The 16,223-nt window shown below is 46.7% G+C and carries 12 protein-coding genes and 1 tRNA gene; all 13 read left to right on the forward strand.

The window, feature by feature from the left end; translation table 11 throughout:
* Positions 1-410: 410 nt before the first annotated feature.
* Positions 411-1,463 (forward strand): flavodoxin-dependent (E)-4-hydroxy-3-methylbut-2-enyl-diphosphate synthase, encoded by a 1,053-nt coding sequence (gene ispG, locus NSB28_RS05110; RefSeq protein ID WP_109625488.1) that lies wholly within the window; start codon positions 411-413, stop codon positions 1,461-1,463.
* Between the two features lie 16 nt (positions 1,464-1,479).
* Positions 1,480-6,117: a PolC-type DNA polymerase III gene (locus NSB28_RS05115; protein WP_109625489.1), complete on the forward strand. Its 4,638-nt coding sequence runs from the start codon at positions 1,480-1,482 to the stop codon at positions 6,115-6,117.
* Positions 6,118-6,229: 112 nt separating this feature from the next.
* The gene (locus tag NSB28_RS05120) at positions 6,230-7,447 is read left to right on the forward strand and encodes an aminotransferase class I/II-fold pyridoxal phosphate-dependent enzyme (protein ID WP_109625490.1); all 1,218 of its coding nucleotides are present in this window, start codon (positions 6,230-6,232) and stop codon (positions 7,445-7,447) included.
* 65 nt (positions 7,448-7,512) lie between these two features.
* Positions 7,513-8,367, forward strand: a complete 855-nt coding sequence (locus NSB28_RS05125; RefSeq protein ID WP_109625491.1) for a patatin-like phospholipase family protein — start codon at positions 7,513-7,515, stop codon at positions 8,365-8,367.
* 30 nt (positions 8,368-8,397) lie between these two features.
* Positions 8,398-8,901, forward strand: coding sequence for a YqeG family HAD IIIA-type phosphatase (locus tag NSB28_RS05130; protein ID WP_109625492.1), 504 nt, complete (start codon positions 8,398-8,400; stop codon positions 8,899-8,901).
* The gene (locus tag NSB28_RS05135) at positions 8,898-9,413 is read left to right on the forward strand and encodes a shikimate kinase (protein ID WP_109625493.1); all 516 of its coding nucleotides are present in this window, start codon (positions 8,898-8,900) and stop codon (positions 9,411-9,413) included. Before NSB28_RS05130 ends, NSB28_RS05135 begins: the two co-directional genes overlap by 4 nt.
* Positions 9,403-10,470, forward strand: coding sequence for a M24 family metallopeptidase (locus NSB28_RS05140; protein WP_109625494.1), 1,068 nt, complete (start codon positions 9,403-9,405; stop codon positions 10,468-10,470). Before NSB28_RS05135 ends, NSB28_RS05140 begins: the two co-directional genes overlap by 11 nt.
* Positions 10,471-10,564: 94 nt before the next feature.
* On the forward strand, positions 10,565-11,122 hold the full coding sequence (efp, locus tag NSB28_RS05145; protein ID WP_109625495.1) for an elongation factor P: 558 nt from the start codon (positions 10,565-10,567) through the stop codon (positions 11,120-11,122).
* Positions 11,123-11,357: 235 nt separating this feature from the next.
* Complete coding sequence (locus NSB28_RS05150) at positions 11,358-12,260, forward strand: DUF5688 family protein (RefSeq protein ID WP_109625496.1); 903 nt, start codon at positions 11,358-11,360, stop codon at positions 12,258-12,260.
* Between the two features lie 152 nt (positions 12,261-12,412).
* Positions 12,413-12,485: transfer RNA gene (locus NSB28_RS05155), tRNA-Arg, on the forward strand.
* A 158-nt stretch (positions 12,486-12,643) separates the two neighbouring features.
* Entirely contained in the window at positions 12,644-13,645 is a 1,002-nt protein-coding gene (locus NSB28_RS24810; RefSeq protein ID WP_109625497.1) for an SH3 domain-containing protein, read from the forward strand.
* Positions 13,646-13,736: 91 nt separating this feature from the next.
* Positions 13,737-14,171 (forward strand): hypothetical protein, encoded by a 435-nt coding sequence (locus tag NSB28_RS05165; RefSeq protein ID WP_109625498.1) that lies wholly within the window; start codon positions 13,737-13,739, stop codon positions 14,169-14,171.
* 193 nt (positions 14,172-14,364) lie between these two features.
* Positions 14,365-16,215 (forward strand): asparagine synthase (glutamine-hydrolyzing), encoded by a 1,851-nt coding sequence (gene asnB / locus NSB28_RS05170; RefSeq protein WP_109625499.1) that lies wholly within the window; start codon positions 14,365-14,367, stop codon positions 16,213-16,215.
* The last annotated feature ends 8 nt before the right edge of the window (positions 16,216-16,223 follow it).

Raw genomic sequence — 16,223 nt, forward strand, 5'->3', positions numbered from 1 at the left:
TGCATTTACTGCACAGACCGTAAGAAAATGATTCAAGGGTGCAAAAATCCCATTGCCGGAGGCGATTTTAAATGGATTTTTGCATGTAACTGTGAAGGTACTGAACAGTTACGAAGTAAAATAAGTCAGGACAGCCCCATGGCAGCAGACAGATGATGTCGCTGCCGTGGGGCTATTTCGTTATTCTATAAGAAACTTCGTTCCTTATAGAATAACACCCTCCGGGGAGATGCGCAGCTGCGCGCGCGGAACAAAAGCTGCGCTATTCATAATATTGGCCCGCGGTGGTGTGCAGAGCGCACTTTTGTTATAAAAACTCTTTCTTGAAAATCCCGGCTAACCTTGTTATACTTAAAGTCAGTTATTGACTACGGTTAGGCCGTACCCGGTTTGGTGGAAAGGGGTAAGAGATGGACAGGACACATACTAAGACGATACATATAGGAGACAGAGTGATAGGCGGGGGGAACCCGGTGCTTATCCAGTCTATGACAAATACAAAGACTGAGGATGTGCAGGCGACTGCAGACCAGATCAACAGGCTGGCGGCGGCAGGCTGTGATATAATCCGCTGTGCTGTGCCGAACATGGAAGCTGCCAGGGCTTTGAAGGAGATCAAGAAGCAGATCACAATCCCTCTTGTGGCGGATATTCATTTTGATTACAGGCTTGCCATCGCATCCATAGAGAACGGTGCAGACAAGATCCGCATCAATCCCGGCAATATTGGAAGCAGGGAGAGAGTAAAGGCAGTCGTGGATGCTGCAAAGGAGAGAAATCTGCCCATAAGGGTGGGAGTTAACAGCGGTTCTCTGGAAAAAGAGCTGGTTGAGAAATATCATGGGGTGACGGCTGAGGGGATCGTGGAGAGCGCTCTTGATAAGGTGAAAATGATTGAAGATATGGATTATACAAATCTTGTCATCAGCATCAAGTCATCAGATGTGCTCATGTGTGCAAGAGCTCATGAGATGATTTCCCAGCGGACAGATTACCCGCTCCATGTGGGGATCACAGAATCAGGTACCTTGCTTTCAGGAAACATTAAGTCGGCTGTGGGCCTGGGGATCATCCTTTATCAGGGGATAGGAGATACCATCAGGGTGTCCCTGACGGGAGATCCTCTGGAAGAGGTAAAATCTGCAAAGCTCATACTGAAGACTCTCGGACTTAGAAAGGGAGGGGTGGAAGTTGTATCCTGCCCCACCTGCGGAAGAACTCAGATAGATCTCATTGGTCTGGCGAATGCAGTGGAGGATATGGTAGCTGATATACCACTGGATATCAAGGTGGCGGTTATGGGATGCGTGGTGAACGGCCCCGGAGAGGCGAAGGAAGCAGATATAGGTATTGCCGGAGGAAAGGGCGAAGGGCTCCTGATCAAAAAGGGAGAGGTCATAAAAAAGGTTCCGGAGGAGAAGCTTCTGGAGGCTCTGAGAGAAGAACTCGGCAAATCATTTTGATGGAGTGACAATATAGATGGAAAAAATGTTCTTTGAGGTGTTCCCACAGCTGCAGCTGGGGGAACACCTTTCAGGCCTTTTTGCCCAGGTTGTGGTACCAAAGGTCACCATGACATCTGCAAAGGACCTGATACGTGTTTATATATCGAGCGAGAAGCTCATACATAAGAAATACATCCTGGAGACAGAGCGGTCCATTAAGGACCAGCTCTTTTCTGCTGTAGATGTAAAGATCAAGATCATAGAGAAATTCATGCTGTCCAGGCAGTACACGCCGGAAAAGCTCATGCCTCTCTACAGGGAGAGTATCCTGCTGGAACTGAAGAATTATAATATTTTTGAGTTCAACCTGTTCAGGCAGGCCGATATAGAATTTCCGGAGCCTGAGCTTCTGAAGCTGACCATGGTTGACAGCGTGGTTGCGGAGGGAAAGGCGGAGGAGCTTATCAGAGTCCTGGAAAAGATATTTTGTGAGCGGTGCGGCATGAACCTAAAGATCCAGGTGGAGATGAAAGAGCCGGTAGAGAGCAGGGCCAGAAGAAATTCAGAACTTCGCATTCAGCATGAGGTGGAGGCCATAGTGAGCCGTCTGGCGCCCGGAAAATCAGATGAGTACGGCGAGGACGGGGCAATGGCGGCAGGAGCAGAGGGCCTTGATACCTCCCGGACTTCCGGGGCGTCCCAGGGAGGGGAAGACGCTGCAAAAGGCAGCGCTGCAGCTTCAGCCAGACAGCCTGCCCGGGAGGCAGGAAAACAGGAAGCCGGAAAGGGGTTCCAGGGAAACGGCAGGGGAGGAAAAGGGTACAGGAAGGATTTCGGAAGGAAGGGCGGCTTTGGAAGAGGCGATGCTTTTTCTGGCAGCTTTAAGAAATCAGATAATCCTGATGTCCTCTATGGCAGAGATTTTGAGGAAGAGGCAATATCCATCGAACAGATATTAGGTGAGATGGGAGAAGTTGTGATAAAAGGCCAGGTTCAGAACATTGAGACAAGAGACATTAGAAATGAGAAAACGATCATAATGATTGAGATCACGGATTTCACAGATACGATCGTAGTCAAAATGTTTGCAAGGACTGAACAGGTTCCGGATATCACTGCGGGGATCAAAAAGGGCGCCTTCTTAAAACTGAAGGGGGTCACTACCATTGATAAGTTCGATGGCCAGCTTACAATAGGCTCCGTAGTGGGCATTAAAAAAATAACAGATTTCAGGGTAGGGAGGAAGGATACGTATCCTGAAAAGAGGGTGGAACTTCACTGTCACACAAAGATGAGTGATATGGACGGGGTCTCTGAGGCAAAGGATATAGTAAAAAAGGCATATTCCTGGGGACAGCCGGCAATAGCGATCACAGACCACGGTGTAGTGCAGTCTTTCCCTGATGCCAATCATGTCATGGATGACATTGATGCAGACTTCAGGAAAAAATATAAAGAAGAACATCCTGACGTGGACGACAAAGTTCTGAAGAAAATGAAGAGCCCGTTCAAAGTGATCTATGGGGTGGAGGGATATCTTGTAGATGATCTCCAGAAGCTGGCTGTGAACTCTAAAGGCCAGAGCCTGGATGATACTTATGTGGTATTCGACCTGGAGACAACAGGCTTCAGCCCTCTGACCTGCAAAATTATCGAGATCGGGGCAGTGAGGGTCACCGGGGGCAGGATAACAGAAAAATTCAGTACCTTTGTGAACCCCGAGGTGCCTATCCCATTCAGGATAGAAGAGCTGACGGGCATCAATGACAATATGGTACTGGATGCCCCTTTAATAGAAGAGGTACTGCCTAAATTCATGGAATTCTGCGGGGACGCAGTGATGGTGGCGCACAATGCGTCATTTGATATGAGCTTTATAGAGGAAAACTGTAAGCGCCAGGGTATAGCCACTGATTTTACTGTGGTTGATACTGTTTCCATGGCCAGGGTGCTTCTGCCCCAGCTAAACAGATTTAAACTGGATACTGTGGCCAAGGCGCTTCATGTTTCTCTGGAAAACCACCACAGGGCTGTAGATGACGCAGGATGTACGGCAGAGATATTTGAAAAGTTTGTGGAGATGCTCAAAGAGCGTGACATCCTGGATCTGGAAGGCCTTAATGAACTGGGAAGTTCTTCTGACAGCCAGATAAAGAAGCTGCCCAGTTATCATGCCATTATACTGGCGAGAAATGAGATAGGGCGCATTAATCTGTACCGCCTTGTATCTATGTCTCATATAGATTATTACCACAGGGTGCCCAGGATCCCCAAAAGCGTATTCATGGAAAACAGGGAAGGACTGCTGCTGGGGTCTGCCTGTGAGGCGGGCGAGCTTTACCAGGCAGTGCTGAATAACAGGCCCCAGCAGGAAATTACAAGGCTGGCGGAATTTTATGACTACCTGGAGATACAGCCTCTGGGGAATAACTCATTTATGATCAGGGATGAGAAGAGCGATATCGCTTCAGAAGAGGACCTGATCGCCATAAATAAGAAAATAGTAAAGCTGGGCGAACAGTTCAACAAGCCTGTGGTTGCCACATGTGACGTACATTTCCTGGAGCCTGAGGATGAGGTGTACAGGAGGATCATCATGGCGGGAAAGGGCTTTAAGGACGCGGATGACCAGGCGCCTCTTTATCTGCGCACTACAGAGGAGATGCTCAAAGAATTTTCCTATCTGGGAAGTGAAAAGGCTGAGGAGGTTGTCATCACCAATACAAATAAAATAGCAGACATGTGTGAGAAGATATCACCCGTCCGTCCTGATAAATGTCCCCCTGTCATTGAAAATTCTGACCAGACCCTGAGAGCTATCTGCTATCAGAAGGCTCATGAGCTGTATGGGGAAGAGCTGCCGGAGGTGGTAAGTGAGCGTCTGGAAAGGGAACTGAACTCTATCATAAGCAACGGATTTGCCGTTATGTATATTATCGCCCAGAAGCTGGTGTGGAAATCAAACCATGACGGATATCTGGTTGGGTCACGCGGCTCTGTGGGTTCCTCATTCGTGGCAACCATGGCGGGGATCACGGAGGTAAATCCTCTGCGTCCGCACTACTATTGCGAAGAGTGCCACTATAGTGATTTTGATTCTGAGGATGTGAAGCCCTATGCGGGCAAGGCGGGGTGCGATATGCCTGACAAGATATGTCCAAACTGCGGGGCAGTGCTCAGGAAGGACGGCTTTGATATCCCCTTTGAGACGTTCCTGGGCTTCAAGGGAAATAAAGAGCCGGATATTGACCTGAACTTCTCAGGAGATTATCAGGGAAATGCCCACCGCTATACGGAGGTCATCTTCGGTAAGGGGCAGACCTTCCGCGCAGGGACCATTGGTACGCTGGCTGATAAGACTGCTTTTGGATATGTGAAGAATTACTTCGAGGAGAGAGGGGAGAGAAAGCGTGTCTGTGAGATCAACAGGATCGTGCAGGGGTGTGTGGGAGTGCGCAGGACAACAGGGCAGCATCCCGGAGGTATTATTGTGCTTCCTCACGGAGAGGAGATATATTCCTTTACTCCCGTGCAGCATCCGGCAAATGATATGACTACAGATATCACAACGACTCATTTTGACTACCACTCCATCGACCATAACCTGCTAAAGCTTGACATACTGGGACACGATGATCCTACCATGATCCGTATGCTGGAGGACCTCACAGGGCTGGATGCAAAGAAGATCCCTTTAGATGACCAGGAGGTTATGTCACTGTTTACAAGTACCCAGGCCCTTGGCATCACGCCTGACCAGATAGGCGGCTGTAGGCTGGGAGCCCTTGGGATCCCTGAGTTTGGCACAGATTTCGTTATCCAGATGCTTGAGGATACAAAGCCCCAGAGCTTTTCTGACCTGGTCAGGATATCAGGGCTTTCCCACGGTACTGACGTGTGGCTTGGAAACGCACAGACACTGATCCAGGAGGGAAAGGCAACGATCTCTACAGCTATCTGTACAAGGGATGATATTATGTCATATCTGATCCAGATGGGACTTGAAAGTGAACTTTCATTTACCATTATGGAGAGCGTCCGTAAAGGGAAGGGCCTGAAGCCGGAGTGGGAGACAGAGATGAAAAAGCACGATGTTCCTGACTGGTATATATGGTCCTGTAAGAAGATCAAGTATATGTTCCCCAAAGCCCATGCGGCGGCGTATGTCATGATGGCATACAGGATCGCTTACTGCAAGGTATTTTATCCGCTCGCCTACTATGCGGCGTTTTTCAGTATCAGGGCTTCAGCCTTCAGCTATGAGCTGATGTGCCAGGGCCAGGAAAAACTGCTCTATTACATGGAGCAGTATGAGAAGCGGGGAGATGAGCTCTCAAAAAAAGAGCAGGATGCATATAAAGATATGAAGATAGTCAGGGAGATGTACGCCAGGGGATTCGAGTTTCTTCCCGTTGACATCTACAGGGCGCAGGCTAACAGGTTCCAGATCATAGACGGCAAGCTCATGCCTTCATTAAGTACAATAGAAGGCCTTGGGGACAAGGCCGCTGACGGTGTAGTGGATGCGGTGAAGGACGGTCCCTTCCTGTCAAAAGACGATTTCAGGGAGAGGACAAAGGTCAGCAAGACAGTGGTGGACCTGATGGAGGATCTGGGCGTGCTTCAGGGACTTCCGGAATCCAACCAGCTCTCACTCTTTGATTTTTCGTAACACAAAATTTTATATTGTCCATACCCGGGATTTGGTATATACTAATGGACAGCAGTAATTTTTCAGCCGACGGGCTTTAGAGAAGGCGGCTACAAAAAGAGGAGTATCTATTATGAGAATATTTGAAAAATCTACGAAACTGGATAATGTGTGTTACGATGTGAGAGGCCCTGTTGTAGATGAAGCAAACCGCATGATTGAAGAGGGTATCGATATCCTGAAGCTCAATATAGGAAACCCGGCTCCATTTGGTTTCCGCGCTCCGGATGAGATCATCCGGGAGATGGCGGGCAGCCTGACAGATACGGAAGGCTATTCTGATTCAAAGGGGATCCTTCCGGCAAGAAAGGCGATTGCAGAATACTGCCGGAAAAAGAATATCCCCAATGTGGAGATAGGAGATATCTATACAGGAAACGGTGTAAGCGAACTCATTGTCATGGTCATGCAGGGACTTTTAAATGACGGGGATGAGATTCTGATGCCGTCACCTGATTATCCTCTCTGGACTGCAGCGGCAAACCTGTCAGGGGGCCGTCCTGTACATTATGTCTGTGACGAGAAGGCAGGCTGGTATCCGGACATGGATGATATCAAAAGGAAGATAACAGACAGGACAAAGGGTATCGTTATCATCAACCCCAATAACCCCACGGGAGCATTATACCCGAAGGAAGTGCTTGAGGAGATCGTACAGATAGCCAGAGAGCATGAACTGATCATTTTCTCAGATGAGATCTATGACAGGCTTGTCATGGACGGCAAGGAGCATGTCTCCATAGCTTCCCTGGCTCCCGATTTGTTCTGCATCACCATGAACGGGCTTTCCAAATCGCATAAAGTGGCAGGGTACAGAGTGGGATGGATGTGTCTGAGCGGCGATAAGTCAAAGGTCAAAGGATACATAGAGGGGCTGAACATGCTCTCATCCATGCGCCTGTGTTCTAATGTGCCTGCCCAGGCTATTGTAGCTCCGGCGCTGAAGGCAGCAGCCTGCCAGGATGACCTGCTGCTACCGGGAGGGCGTATTTATGAACAGAGAGAATTTATCTGTGACGCACTCAACAGCATTCCGGGAGTATCAGCAGTGAAGCCTTCTGCCGCTTTCTATATATTTCCAAAGCTGGATATCAAACGCTTTAATATCAGGGATGATGAGCAGTTTGCCTTAGACTTCCTGAGACAGGAAAAGGTGCTTCTTGTCCACGGCAAGGGATTTAACTGGGAGGTGCCGGATCATTTCAGGATCGTTTACCTTCCGGAGATGGATGTCCTGGAGAAAGCCATGAAAAAACTGGAGATATTCCTCAGTACATACAGGCAGGTGTGATTCTGTCCCGGACAGAGTACGAAAAACAGTGAGGCATACCGTAATAACTTATAAGAGGTGGGAAAATGGTAAATAATGCGGCGGTAATTCTGGAAGGCGGAGCTGTCAGAGGAGTCTTCAGTTCTGGAGTCCTGGATTATCTTATGGAGCAGGAATGCTATTTTAAATATGTGTACGGTGTCTCGGCAGGGTCCTGCAATGCAGTGGACTTTGTATCCAGACAGCCGGGAAGGACCAGGGACTGTATTATCAGGAGCAAGGAGGACGGAAGTCTTATCAGCTTCAGAAATGCGATCAGGAATAAAAGTATCTTCGATATGGATCTTTTATTTGAGAAAGACCCTGAGGGGAGCCATCCCTTTGACTATGATACCTTTTTTCATTCCAGGTCCAGGTGTGAGATCGTGCTGACGAACTGCCTGACAGGCAAAGCAGAGTATAAGACGGAGAACCAGGACAAAAAAAGGCTGATGCAGCTTTTAAGGGCATCGTGCAGTATCCCGCTGGGATCTCCCATGGTGTTTATAGATGGGGTGCCGTACCTGGACGGAGGAATAGCGGATTCTATCCCCCTCATCCATTCAATGAAGTCAGGCAATAAAAAGAATGTGGTAGTGCTGACAAGAAATAAAGGATACAGGAAGACAATATCCAGGAAACGGATGTCTGTATATGCTGCGGCATTTAAGAAGTATCCAAAATTTGTAGAGGCCCTGTGCCTCAGGCCGTACTATTATAATCAGATCGTTACCTACATCGAAAAATGGGAGGAAGAGGGGAAGGTTTTCGTGATCAGGCCCCAGATAAAGCCTGTTTCAAGGACTGAGAGGGACCCGGAGGTCCTGACGGAGTTCTACAGGCACGGTTATGAACAGATGGAGAAACAATACCAGGACATGATGGAATTTTTAAAAAAATAATGCAGGATAATACAGGAAGGCGAATAAAATATGCTGGAATCATTTTATCCGGATGAATATCTGGATTCAGCCTATGTGATTGATTATAAAAAGCTGTCTGAGGAAGGCTACAGAGGTGTGCTCTTTGATATAGACAACACCCTTGTGCCCCACGGGGCGCCGGCGGATGAGAAGGCGGCAGCTTTTTTTGAGATGCTGAGGAAGCTGGGTTTTTCAACATGTCTGATATCCAATAATAAAAAGAGCAGGGTCCAGCCATTTGCAGATGCCGTGGGTTCCGCATATATAGAGAATGCCCACAAACCTTCCAGAAAGAATTATCTGGAGGCGTGCAGAAAAATGGGTACAGACGCGAAAAACACTATATTTGTGGGAGATCAGCTCTTTACAGATGTCTATGGCGCTAAGAGGGCGGGAATCAGGTCAATTCTTGTCAAACCGATCCATCCTAAAGAAGAGATACAGATCGTGCTGAAACGCTATCTGGAAAAAATAGTTTTATATTTCTACAGAAAAAAGGAAAAAAAGAAATGAACCACATCATACTGATCGGTTTTATGGGGAGCGGAAAGACAAGTGTGGGGAAAAAGCTGGCAAAAAACAGGAAGCTGGAGTTTGTGGACACTGACAAAATGATAGAAGAACAGTCCCATATGAAGGTTTCGGAAATATTTGCAGAGTATGGGGAGGAATACTTCAGAAATCTGGAGACACTGACCCTGAGGCAGCTCCTGGACTGTGAAAAAAGTCTTGTTATCTCTGTGGGAGGCGGTCTGCCTGTCCAGCCCCAGAACAGAGAGTACCTAAAAATGCTGGGAAGCGTAATCTATTTAAAGGCTTCTACCAGGACGCTCACGGAAAGACTGAAAGGCGATACGAGCAGGCCCCTGCTGGCAGAAGACTCAGGGGAGAGCCTGTCAGAGAAAATAGACCGGCTCAAATCAGGCAGGGAAGATATTTACAGAGAGGTGGCGGATTTTGAGATCACCACGGACAATAAAGGTTTCAGAAAAATAATAGAGGAGATTAACAGATATGTTGGATAAGAGAATCAGTGAAATATTAAAAGAAAAAAAATTGGATGCGATCCTTGTCTCTGACCCGTTTAATATGCGCTATATCACGGGATTCAGAGGAGGAGAAGGCTATGTATATCTCTCAGAGCAGAGGCAGGTCCTTCTGACGGATTCACGGTATACGACACAGGCCAGGGATGAAGCAGACGGATTTGAGATAGTCCAGGTGGATGGCACTGCTGATTATATTAAGCGCCTGTATGGTTTTATGCAGGAAGAAAATGTAAAAGTTCTCGGCTTTGAGGATGAACATCTGATCTATGTGAGCGTAAAGGGCCTGCAGGACGGATGCCCGGGAGTAGAATTCGCGGCGCTGGGCGGTGCGCTGAACAGGCTGCGCATCATCAAGAATGAGACTGAGCTTAAGGCTCTCAGGCAGGCTGAGCATGTGGGCGATCTGGCATTTGAAGAGATACTGAAGATCATCCGTCCGGGAATGACGGAGCTTCAGGTGGCTGCTGAACTGGAATATTCCATGAAAAAAAATGGCGCAGTGCGCACAAGCTTTGAGACGATCGTAGCTTCAGGCATTAATTCTGCCATGCCTCATGCCATCCCTTCAGAGAAGAAGATTGAATCCGGCGATTTTGTGACTATGGACTTTGGATGTATGATAGACGGATATTGTTCAGATATGACAAGGACCATAGTAGTTGGAAAAGCGGATGAGAAGCAGAAGGAGATCTATAATATTGTGCTCCAGGCACAGCTGGCTGCACTTGATGCAGTGAAAGCGGGCATGAAAGGCTCGGAAGTGGACAAGGTGGCAAGGGATATCATTTACAGCGCCGGGTATCAGGAGTGTTTCGGACATGGCCTGGGCCACAGCGTGGGCCTGTTTATTCATGAGGATCCGCGTCTGTCTCCGAAATGCCATGAGGTTCTGGAAGAAAATATGATACAGACAGTTGAACCGGGCATCTATGTACCTGGATTCGGCGGCGTCAGGATTGAAGATATGATCATTGTAAAGAAAGACGGCCACGAGAATCTGACTCATTCTCCAAAAGAATTACTGGAAGTGTAAAAAACAGTTGAAAAAGTGTTTATTTTATTATAAAATGGTATAAACTATGGGAATCGCGTAATTCCTGTATTTGAAATTTAAGGAGGAATATTAAATGATATCAGCAGGTGATTTTAGGAATGGCATTACACTGGAAATAGAAGGCAATGTTGTTCAGATTATTGAATTCCAGCATGTAAAACCAGGTAAAGGCGCTGCATTCGTTCGTACAAAGTTAAAAAATATAATCAACGGTGGTGTGGTTGAAAAAACATTCCGTCCTACAGAAAAATTCCCGCAGGCACGTATCGACCGCGTGGACATGCAGTATCTGTACAGCGACGGAGATTTATACCATTTTATGAATGTAGAGAATTATGAGCAGATCGCGCTTAATGAGGAAGCTATCGGGGATTCTTTAAAATTCGTAAAAGAAAACGAGATGGTCAAGATCTGTTCCTATAACGGAAACGTATTTGCCATTGAAGCACCATTATTTGTTGAACTGGAGATCACAGATACAGAACCGGGATTCAAGGGAGATACAGCCCAGGGAGCAACAAAACCGGCTGTAGTGGAGACAGGCGCAAGTGTTAATGTGCCGCTGTTCGTAGAGCAGGGTGACAAGATCAAGATCGACACACGTACAGGGGAATATCTCTCCAGAGTATAAGTTTATCCCGAGCAGATATGCGATAGGATTTCAGCTGTCTTTGCCGTTTGGCGAAGGCAGCTTTTTAAAGCTTAAAAATATATCACATTTTGCTGTCACTTAAAAACTACTTGCAATAAGTTACTGCATGTGATATAGTTTACAACATAGAAAGTCTTTATGTTCTATATATCTTATCTTGTGCGTTCGCACGGCATTCCAATTAATTAAAATTAAAAAAAGGAAGGATGGTTGAATGAATTACGAGGATTTTATCTGCTATGTTCAGAGAGAGGTACAGACAAAAATGGGGGAGGGGGTGCGTGTTGAGCTGCACCGGGTGATGAAGAACAATTCTGTACAGCTGGACGGGCTGTCTCTTGTGGAGCTGCCTCACAGCATTTCCCCTACGATCTACCTGAATGATTATTATGAAGAATATCAAAAGGGAAGGACGATACCTGAGATCGTGCAGGACATTGCAGATGTCTATCAGGAGACGCGGGTGGAGATGGCAGTGGATACAGATTTTTATTCTGACTTTGAGAAGGTCAGGGATTTTGTGGCTTTTAAGCTCATTAATTACAGGCGCAACAGGGAGCTGTTAAAGAAGGTGCCGTTTGTGCCGTGTATGGATCTGGCAATTGTATTCTATTATATCTTCAGGGATGAAAATGTGGGTAAGGGGACAATACTGATACATAACAGCCATCTGAATATGTGGGGGATCACACCGCAGAACCTGTACGATACCGCCAGGCAGAATACATTAAAGCTGCTCCCCTATGAATTCAGGAGCATGATGGACATTATGATGGAGGTTATGGAGGGACCGTCTGTCTCTGAATTCATGCCGGATTCGGAGAAAGAAAATCCTATCCCCATGTATGTCCTTTCAAATTGTGAGCGGAACCTGGGGGCTGCCTGCATACTCTATGACAGTGTGCTTTCAGAAGTGGGGGAGCAGTTGGGGAAGGATTTTTATGTGCTGCCCAGTTCTGTCCATGAATGCATCATAGTGCCCTGTGATGTGGCGGTCTTAAAGGAAGAGCTCAGGGACATGGTGAGGGAGATAAACGCCACCCAGATTCCGCCTGAGGAGATATTATCAGACGAAGTCTATGTGTATGACAGAGAAAATCATCGCTTATCTTTGTGAAAATTAACCGAAAAACAGTCCAAATCTCCGTTTCGCTTTACAAGCTGTTTAAAATGTGTTATTATGGCATAGTAATTTTTCAGCCATGGGAGATTATGCAGCAATGATTAGATATGCAAAATCTTGTCCGATGGAATATTACAGTTTAGTTCGCGCTTGTAGCTCAGGGGATAGAGCACTGGTTTCCGGTACCAGGTGTCGGGGGTTCGAATCCCTCCAGGCGTGCTTCTGTTATATTTAGGAGGATAATCTGCCGTCAGTGTGTGGTCCGCACATTCAGGGGCAGGTATGTCGGTAGCCGGTAGTGATCAGCTGAAGGTGTTTTGTCCGGTTCCGCGTTTATTTGTATATCTTACGGCGCCAAAAAAACGGAGGTAAGTATAGTGGGTAATTTTAGAGAATGGCTTTCAGATAATCTAAGATATATCTTACTCGGCTTAGCAATCATTTTAATACTCGTGGCCGCCATTTTCGCAGTCAAGCTTGTGAACAAGCTGAATAGTGATACCCCGGCAGAGACGCAGAAAGAAACACAGCCGGTGATTGCGGAAACGAATGCCCAGAGTGAGACAAGCGTACAGGTTCCGGCATTGGAACAGAATGTACCGGCAGTTTTAGAATTGATGCAGCAGTATTATGCAGCAGTGAGCAGTAAGGATATTGAGTTGCTTAAGACATTTGTAGAAAATCTGGACGAGGAACAACAGCAGGATATCCTGAATGATAATTACATTGAAAGTTACAGCAACATCACCACATATTCCAAAAAAGGACTGGCAGACGGAAGTTATGTAGTCTATACGTATTACGATGGAAAGATCACCGGCATTGATACATTGGTACCAAGCCTGACAGCTTTCTACGTAAAGACGGATGAGAGCGGAAAACTGTATGTAGCGGACAGGAATGCAGATCCGGATGCAGAGGCATTTTTGGAGAAGACAAATGCAGAGCAGGATGTTGTGACTTTGATTGAAGACGCAAAACAGAAATACGATGCAGCCGAGGCATCTGATCCGGCACTGAAGAAATTTATGGATGATCTCGCTGTCCCGGAGACACAGAGCGGTGCGAACATTCCTGACAGCAGTGATGCAGGGGTGGAGGTCAATAGAGTAGTTACGGCCAACACGGTATGTAATGTCCGTGAAGATTCAACAGAAGATTCTGAGATCATTGGTATGCTGAATACAGGTGATTCAGTGACGAGAGTCAGAACACTTGACAATGGATGGTCAGAAATCCGCTATGAGGGCGGAAGGACCGGATATGTGATGAGTGATTTCCTGACAGACAGCAAGGACAATGCAAATGGTTCTGGTGACGACGGCAGTTCCGGAGATGGAGCAGATGCACCATCAGATGACGGGAATACAGGCGAATAAAAAATACAGCAGCCTGGATTTGTTCAGAAATGAATAAATCCAGGCTTTTTCCATATCCTAACCAGAGAAAATATGACAGGAGGAGTAGCTTATGCTGACACACTCAGAGCAAAATATTCTGGAGGATATATGCAGGAACAGTAAAACGGCGATCCTGGACATTCATACCATACTGGGAAAGGTATATGATGATGAACTGGCCCTTGACCTGAACAGGCAGGCAGCCAGATATTCCAGGATGCAGGAAAAGGCAGTGGACAGGCTGCTGGAAAAAGGAGTCATGCCCCAGCCGATCGGAATTCTGGAGAGGACGAAGAGGTGGGCAGCCATACAGGCGGAGACAGCGCTTAATGTGAGCACACCGCATGTGGCTGACATGATGCTCCGGGCCAATGAGGAAAGAGTGGAGAGAATGCATCACACTGTGGAAGAAAATCCGGTGACAGACAATGCAACCTGTGAATTGGCGGAGGAATTCCTCGATTTTGAGGAAGAAAATCTTCACATTTTGAAAACGTATTTATAAGGAATATGCCAAAGCTTAAAAAAACCTGAAATTTTTAGCAGTATTAAGAAAAAATTTAAAAAGAGAAGAAAGACTTTGTGGTATAATTCTTGTATATTGGGACATTGGCCATAGCCGTACCTAAATGAAGGCGGATTTGGCAGATGACCAGACAGAGAGAAATATATAAAATAAAAGACAGAGGATGTTTAGAATGTGTGGAATTTGCGGTTTTGTTGGTAAAACACGTGACAGAGAAAATGTACTAAGTGACATGATGCAGGCGATCATACACAGAGGACCAGATTCAGACGGTAAATATTGTACAGAGGATGCCTGCCTGGGGTTCCGGCGCCTCAGTATCATTGACTTAAATGAAGGTTCGCAGCCGATGTATAATGAAGAGGAAGACAAGGTGCTGGTGTTCAACGGCGAGATATATAATTATCAGAGCCTGCGGAGCGTTCTTTTGGAAAAGGGCCACAAGTTCCGGAATCATTCAGATTCTGAAGTTTTGCTGCATGGCTATGAAGAGTACAGAGAGAATCTGCTGGATAAACTGCGCGGCATGTTTGCCTTTGCTATCTGGGATGAGAAGGAGCAGAGGCTCTTTGCCGCCAGGGATCCTTTCGGGATAAAGCCTTTTTATTATGCCCTGATTGACGGATGTTTTGTATTTGCTTCCGAGATAAAAAGCATCCTCAAGTTTCCAGGATATAAAAAGGAGCTTAACGAAGAGGCTCTGGAGCAGTATCTCTCTTTTCAGTACTCAGCCCTACCGGAAACCTTTTTTAAGGGAATATACAAGCTTCTTCCGGGCAGCTATCTGACTTACGAGAACAGGAGACTGGAGATCCATACTTATTATGATCCTGTACTGACACCTGACAAGAGTCTGAAGGAAGAGGAACTGATCAGGGCGACGGATGAGATCATGGGGGATTCTATAAAGCATCATATGATCAGTGATGTGGAAGTAGGCGCCTTTTTATCCAGCGGTGTGGACTCAAGCCTGGTGGCAGCCAGGTGCGGCGCTAAGAAAACTTTCACAGTGGGATTTTTAGATGACAGCAGCAAATATAATGAGATACATTTTGCCAAGGAAACGGCTAAAAAACTGAATCTGGAAAACACCAGCAAGGTAGTCTCCAAAGAAGAGTACTGGGATGCGGTTCCCAAGGTCATGTATTATCTGGACGAGCCTTCAGGTGATGCGGCTGCGGTAGCATTGTACTTTGTAGCCCAGGAAGCAGCTAAACAGGTAAAGGTAGTGACATCAGGCGAAGGGGCGGACGAGCTGTTCGGCGGATACAATATATATCTGGAGCCTAAGGCTCTGAAATGGATATCATGGGTTCCAAGGCCGCTGCGCCGGGGAATTGGGAAAGTGGCGGAGAAGCTTCCTGCACATATGAAGGGGCGCAATTACCTGCTCAGAGGAAGTAAAGATGTGGAGGAGCGTTTTATTGGCAATGCCAATATCTTCTCAGAAAAGGAAAGAAAGAGTATCCTGAAAAATCCGGGCAAAGCAGTCTCGCCAGAAGAACTGCTGCGCAAGAAATATAAAAAGATGGAGCGCCAGAGGGATATCAACAAGATGCAGTACATAGACCTTACATGCTGGATGCCGGGTGATATCCTGCAGAAGGCGGACAAGATGAGCATGGCGCATTCACTTGAGCTGCGTGTACCGTTTCTGGACAAAGAGGTCTTTGAAGTGGCCAGGAAGATTCCTACAAAGCTTAAGACAAAGCATTATACAACAAAGTATATCCTGCGTCAGGCTTCCTGGAAATATCTTCCCAGGGAGACTGCTGATAAGAAAAAACTGGGATTTCCGGTTCCTATCAGAGTATGGCTAAAGGAAGAAGAGACATATAAGGAAGTAAAAGATACCTTTACGGGGGAAGCTGCGTCTAAATATTTTGAGACAGACAAGCTTGTGGGTCTTCTTGATGCCCACCGCAGAGGGGAAGCGGATAACAGCCGCAAGATCTGGACCGTATATGCATTCCTTGTATGGTACAGGATCTTTTTTGGCGAAAAGAGTGAGGCAGGGAAATAACCGGACTG

The organism is Murimonas intestini (genome assembly GCF_024622195.1).
Taxonomy (GTDB): Bacteria; Bacillota; Clostridia; order Lachnospirales; family Lachnospiraceae; genus Murimonas; species Murimonas intestini.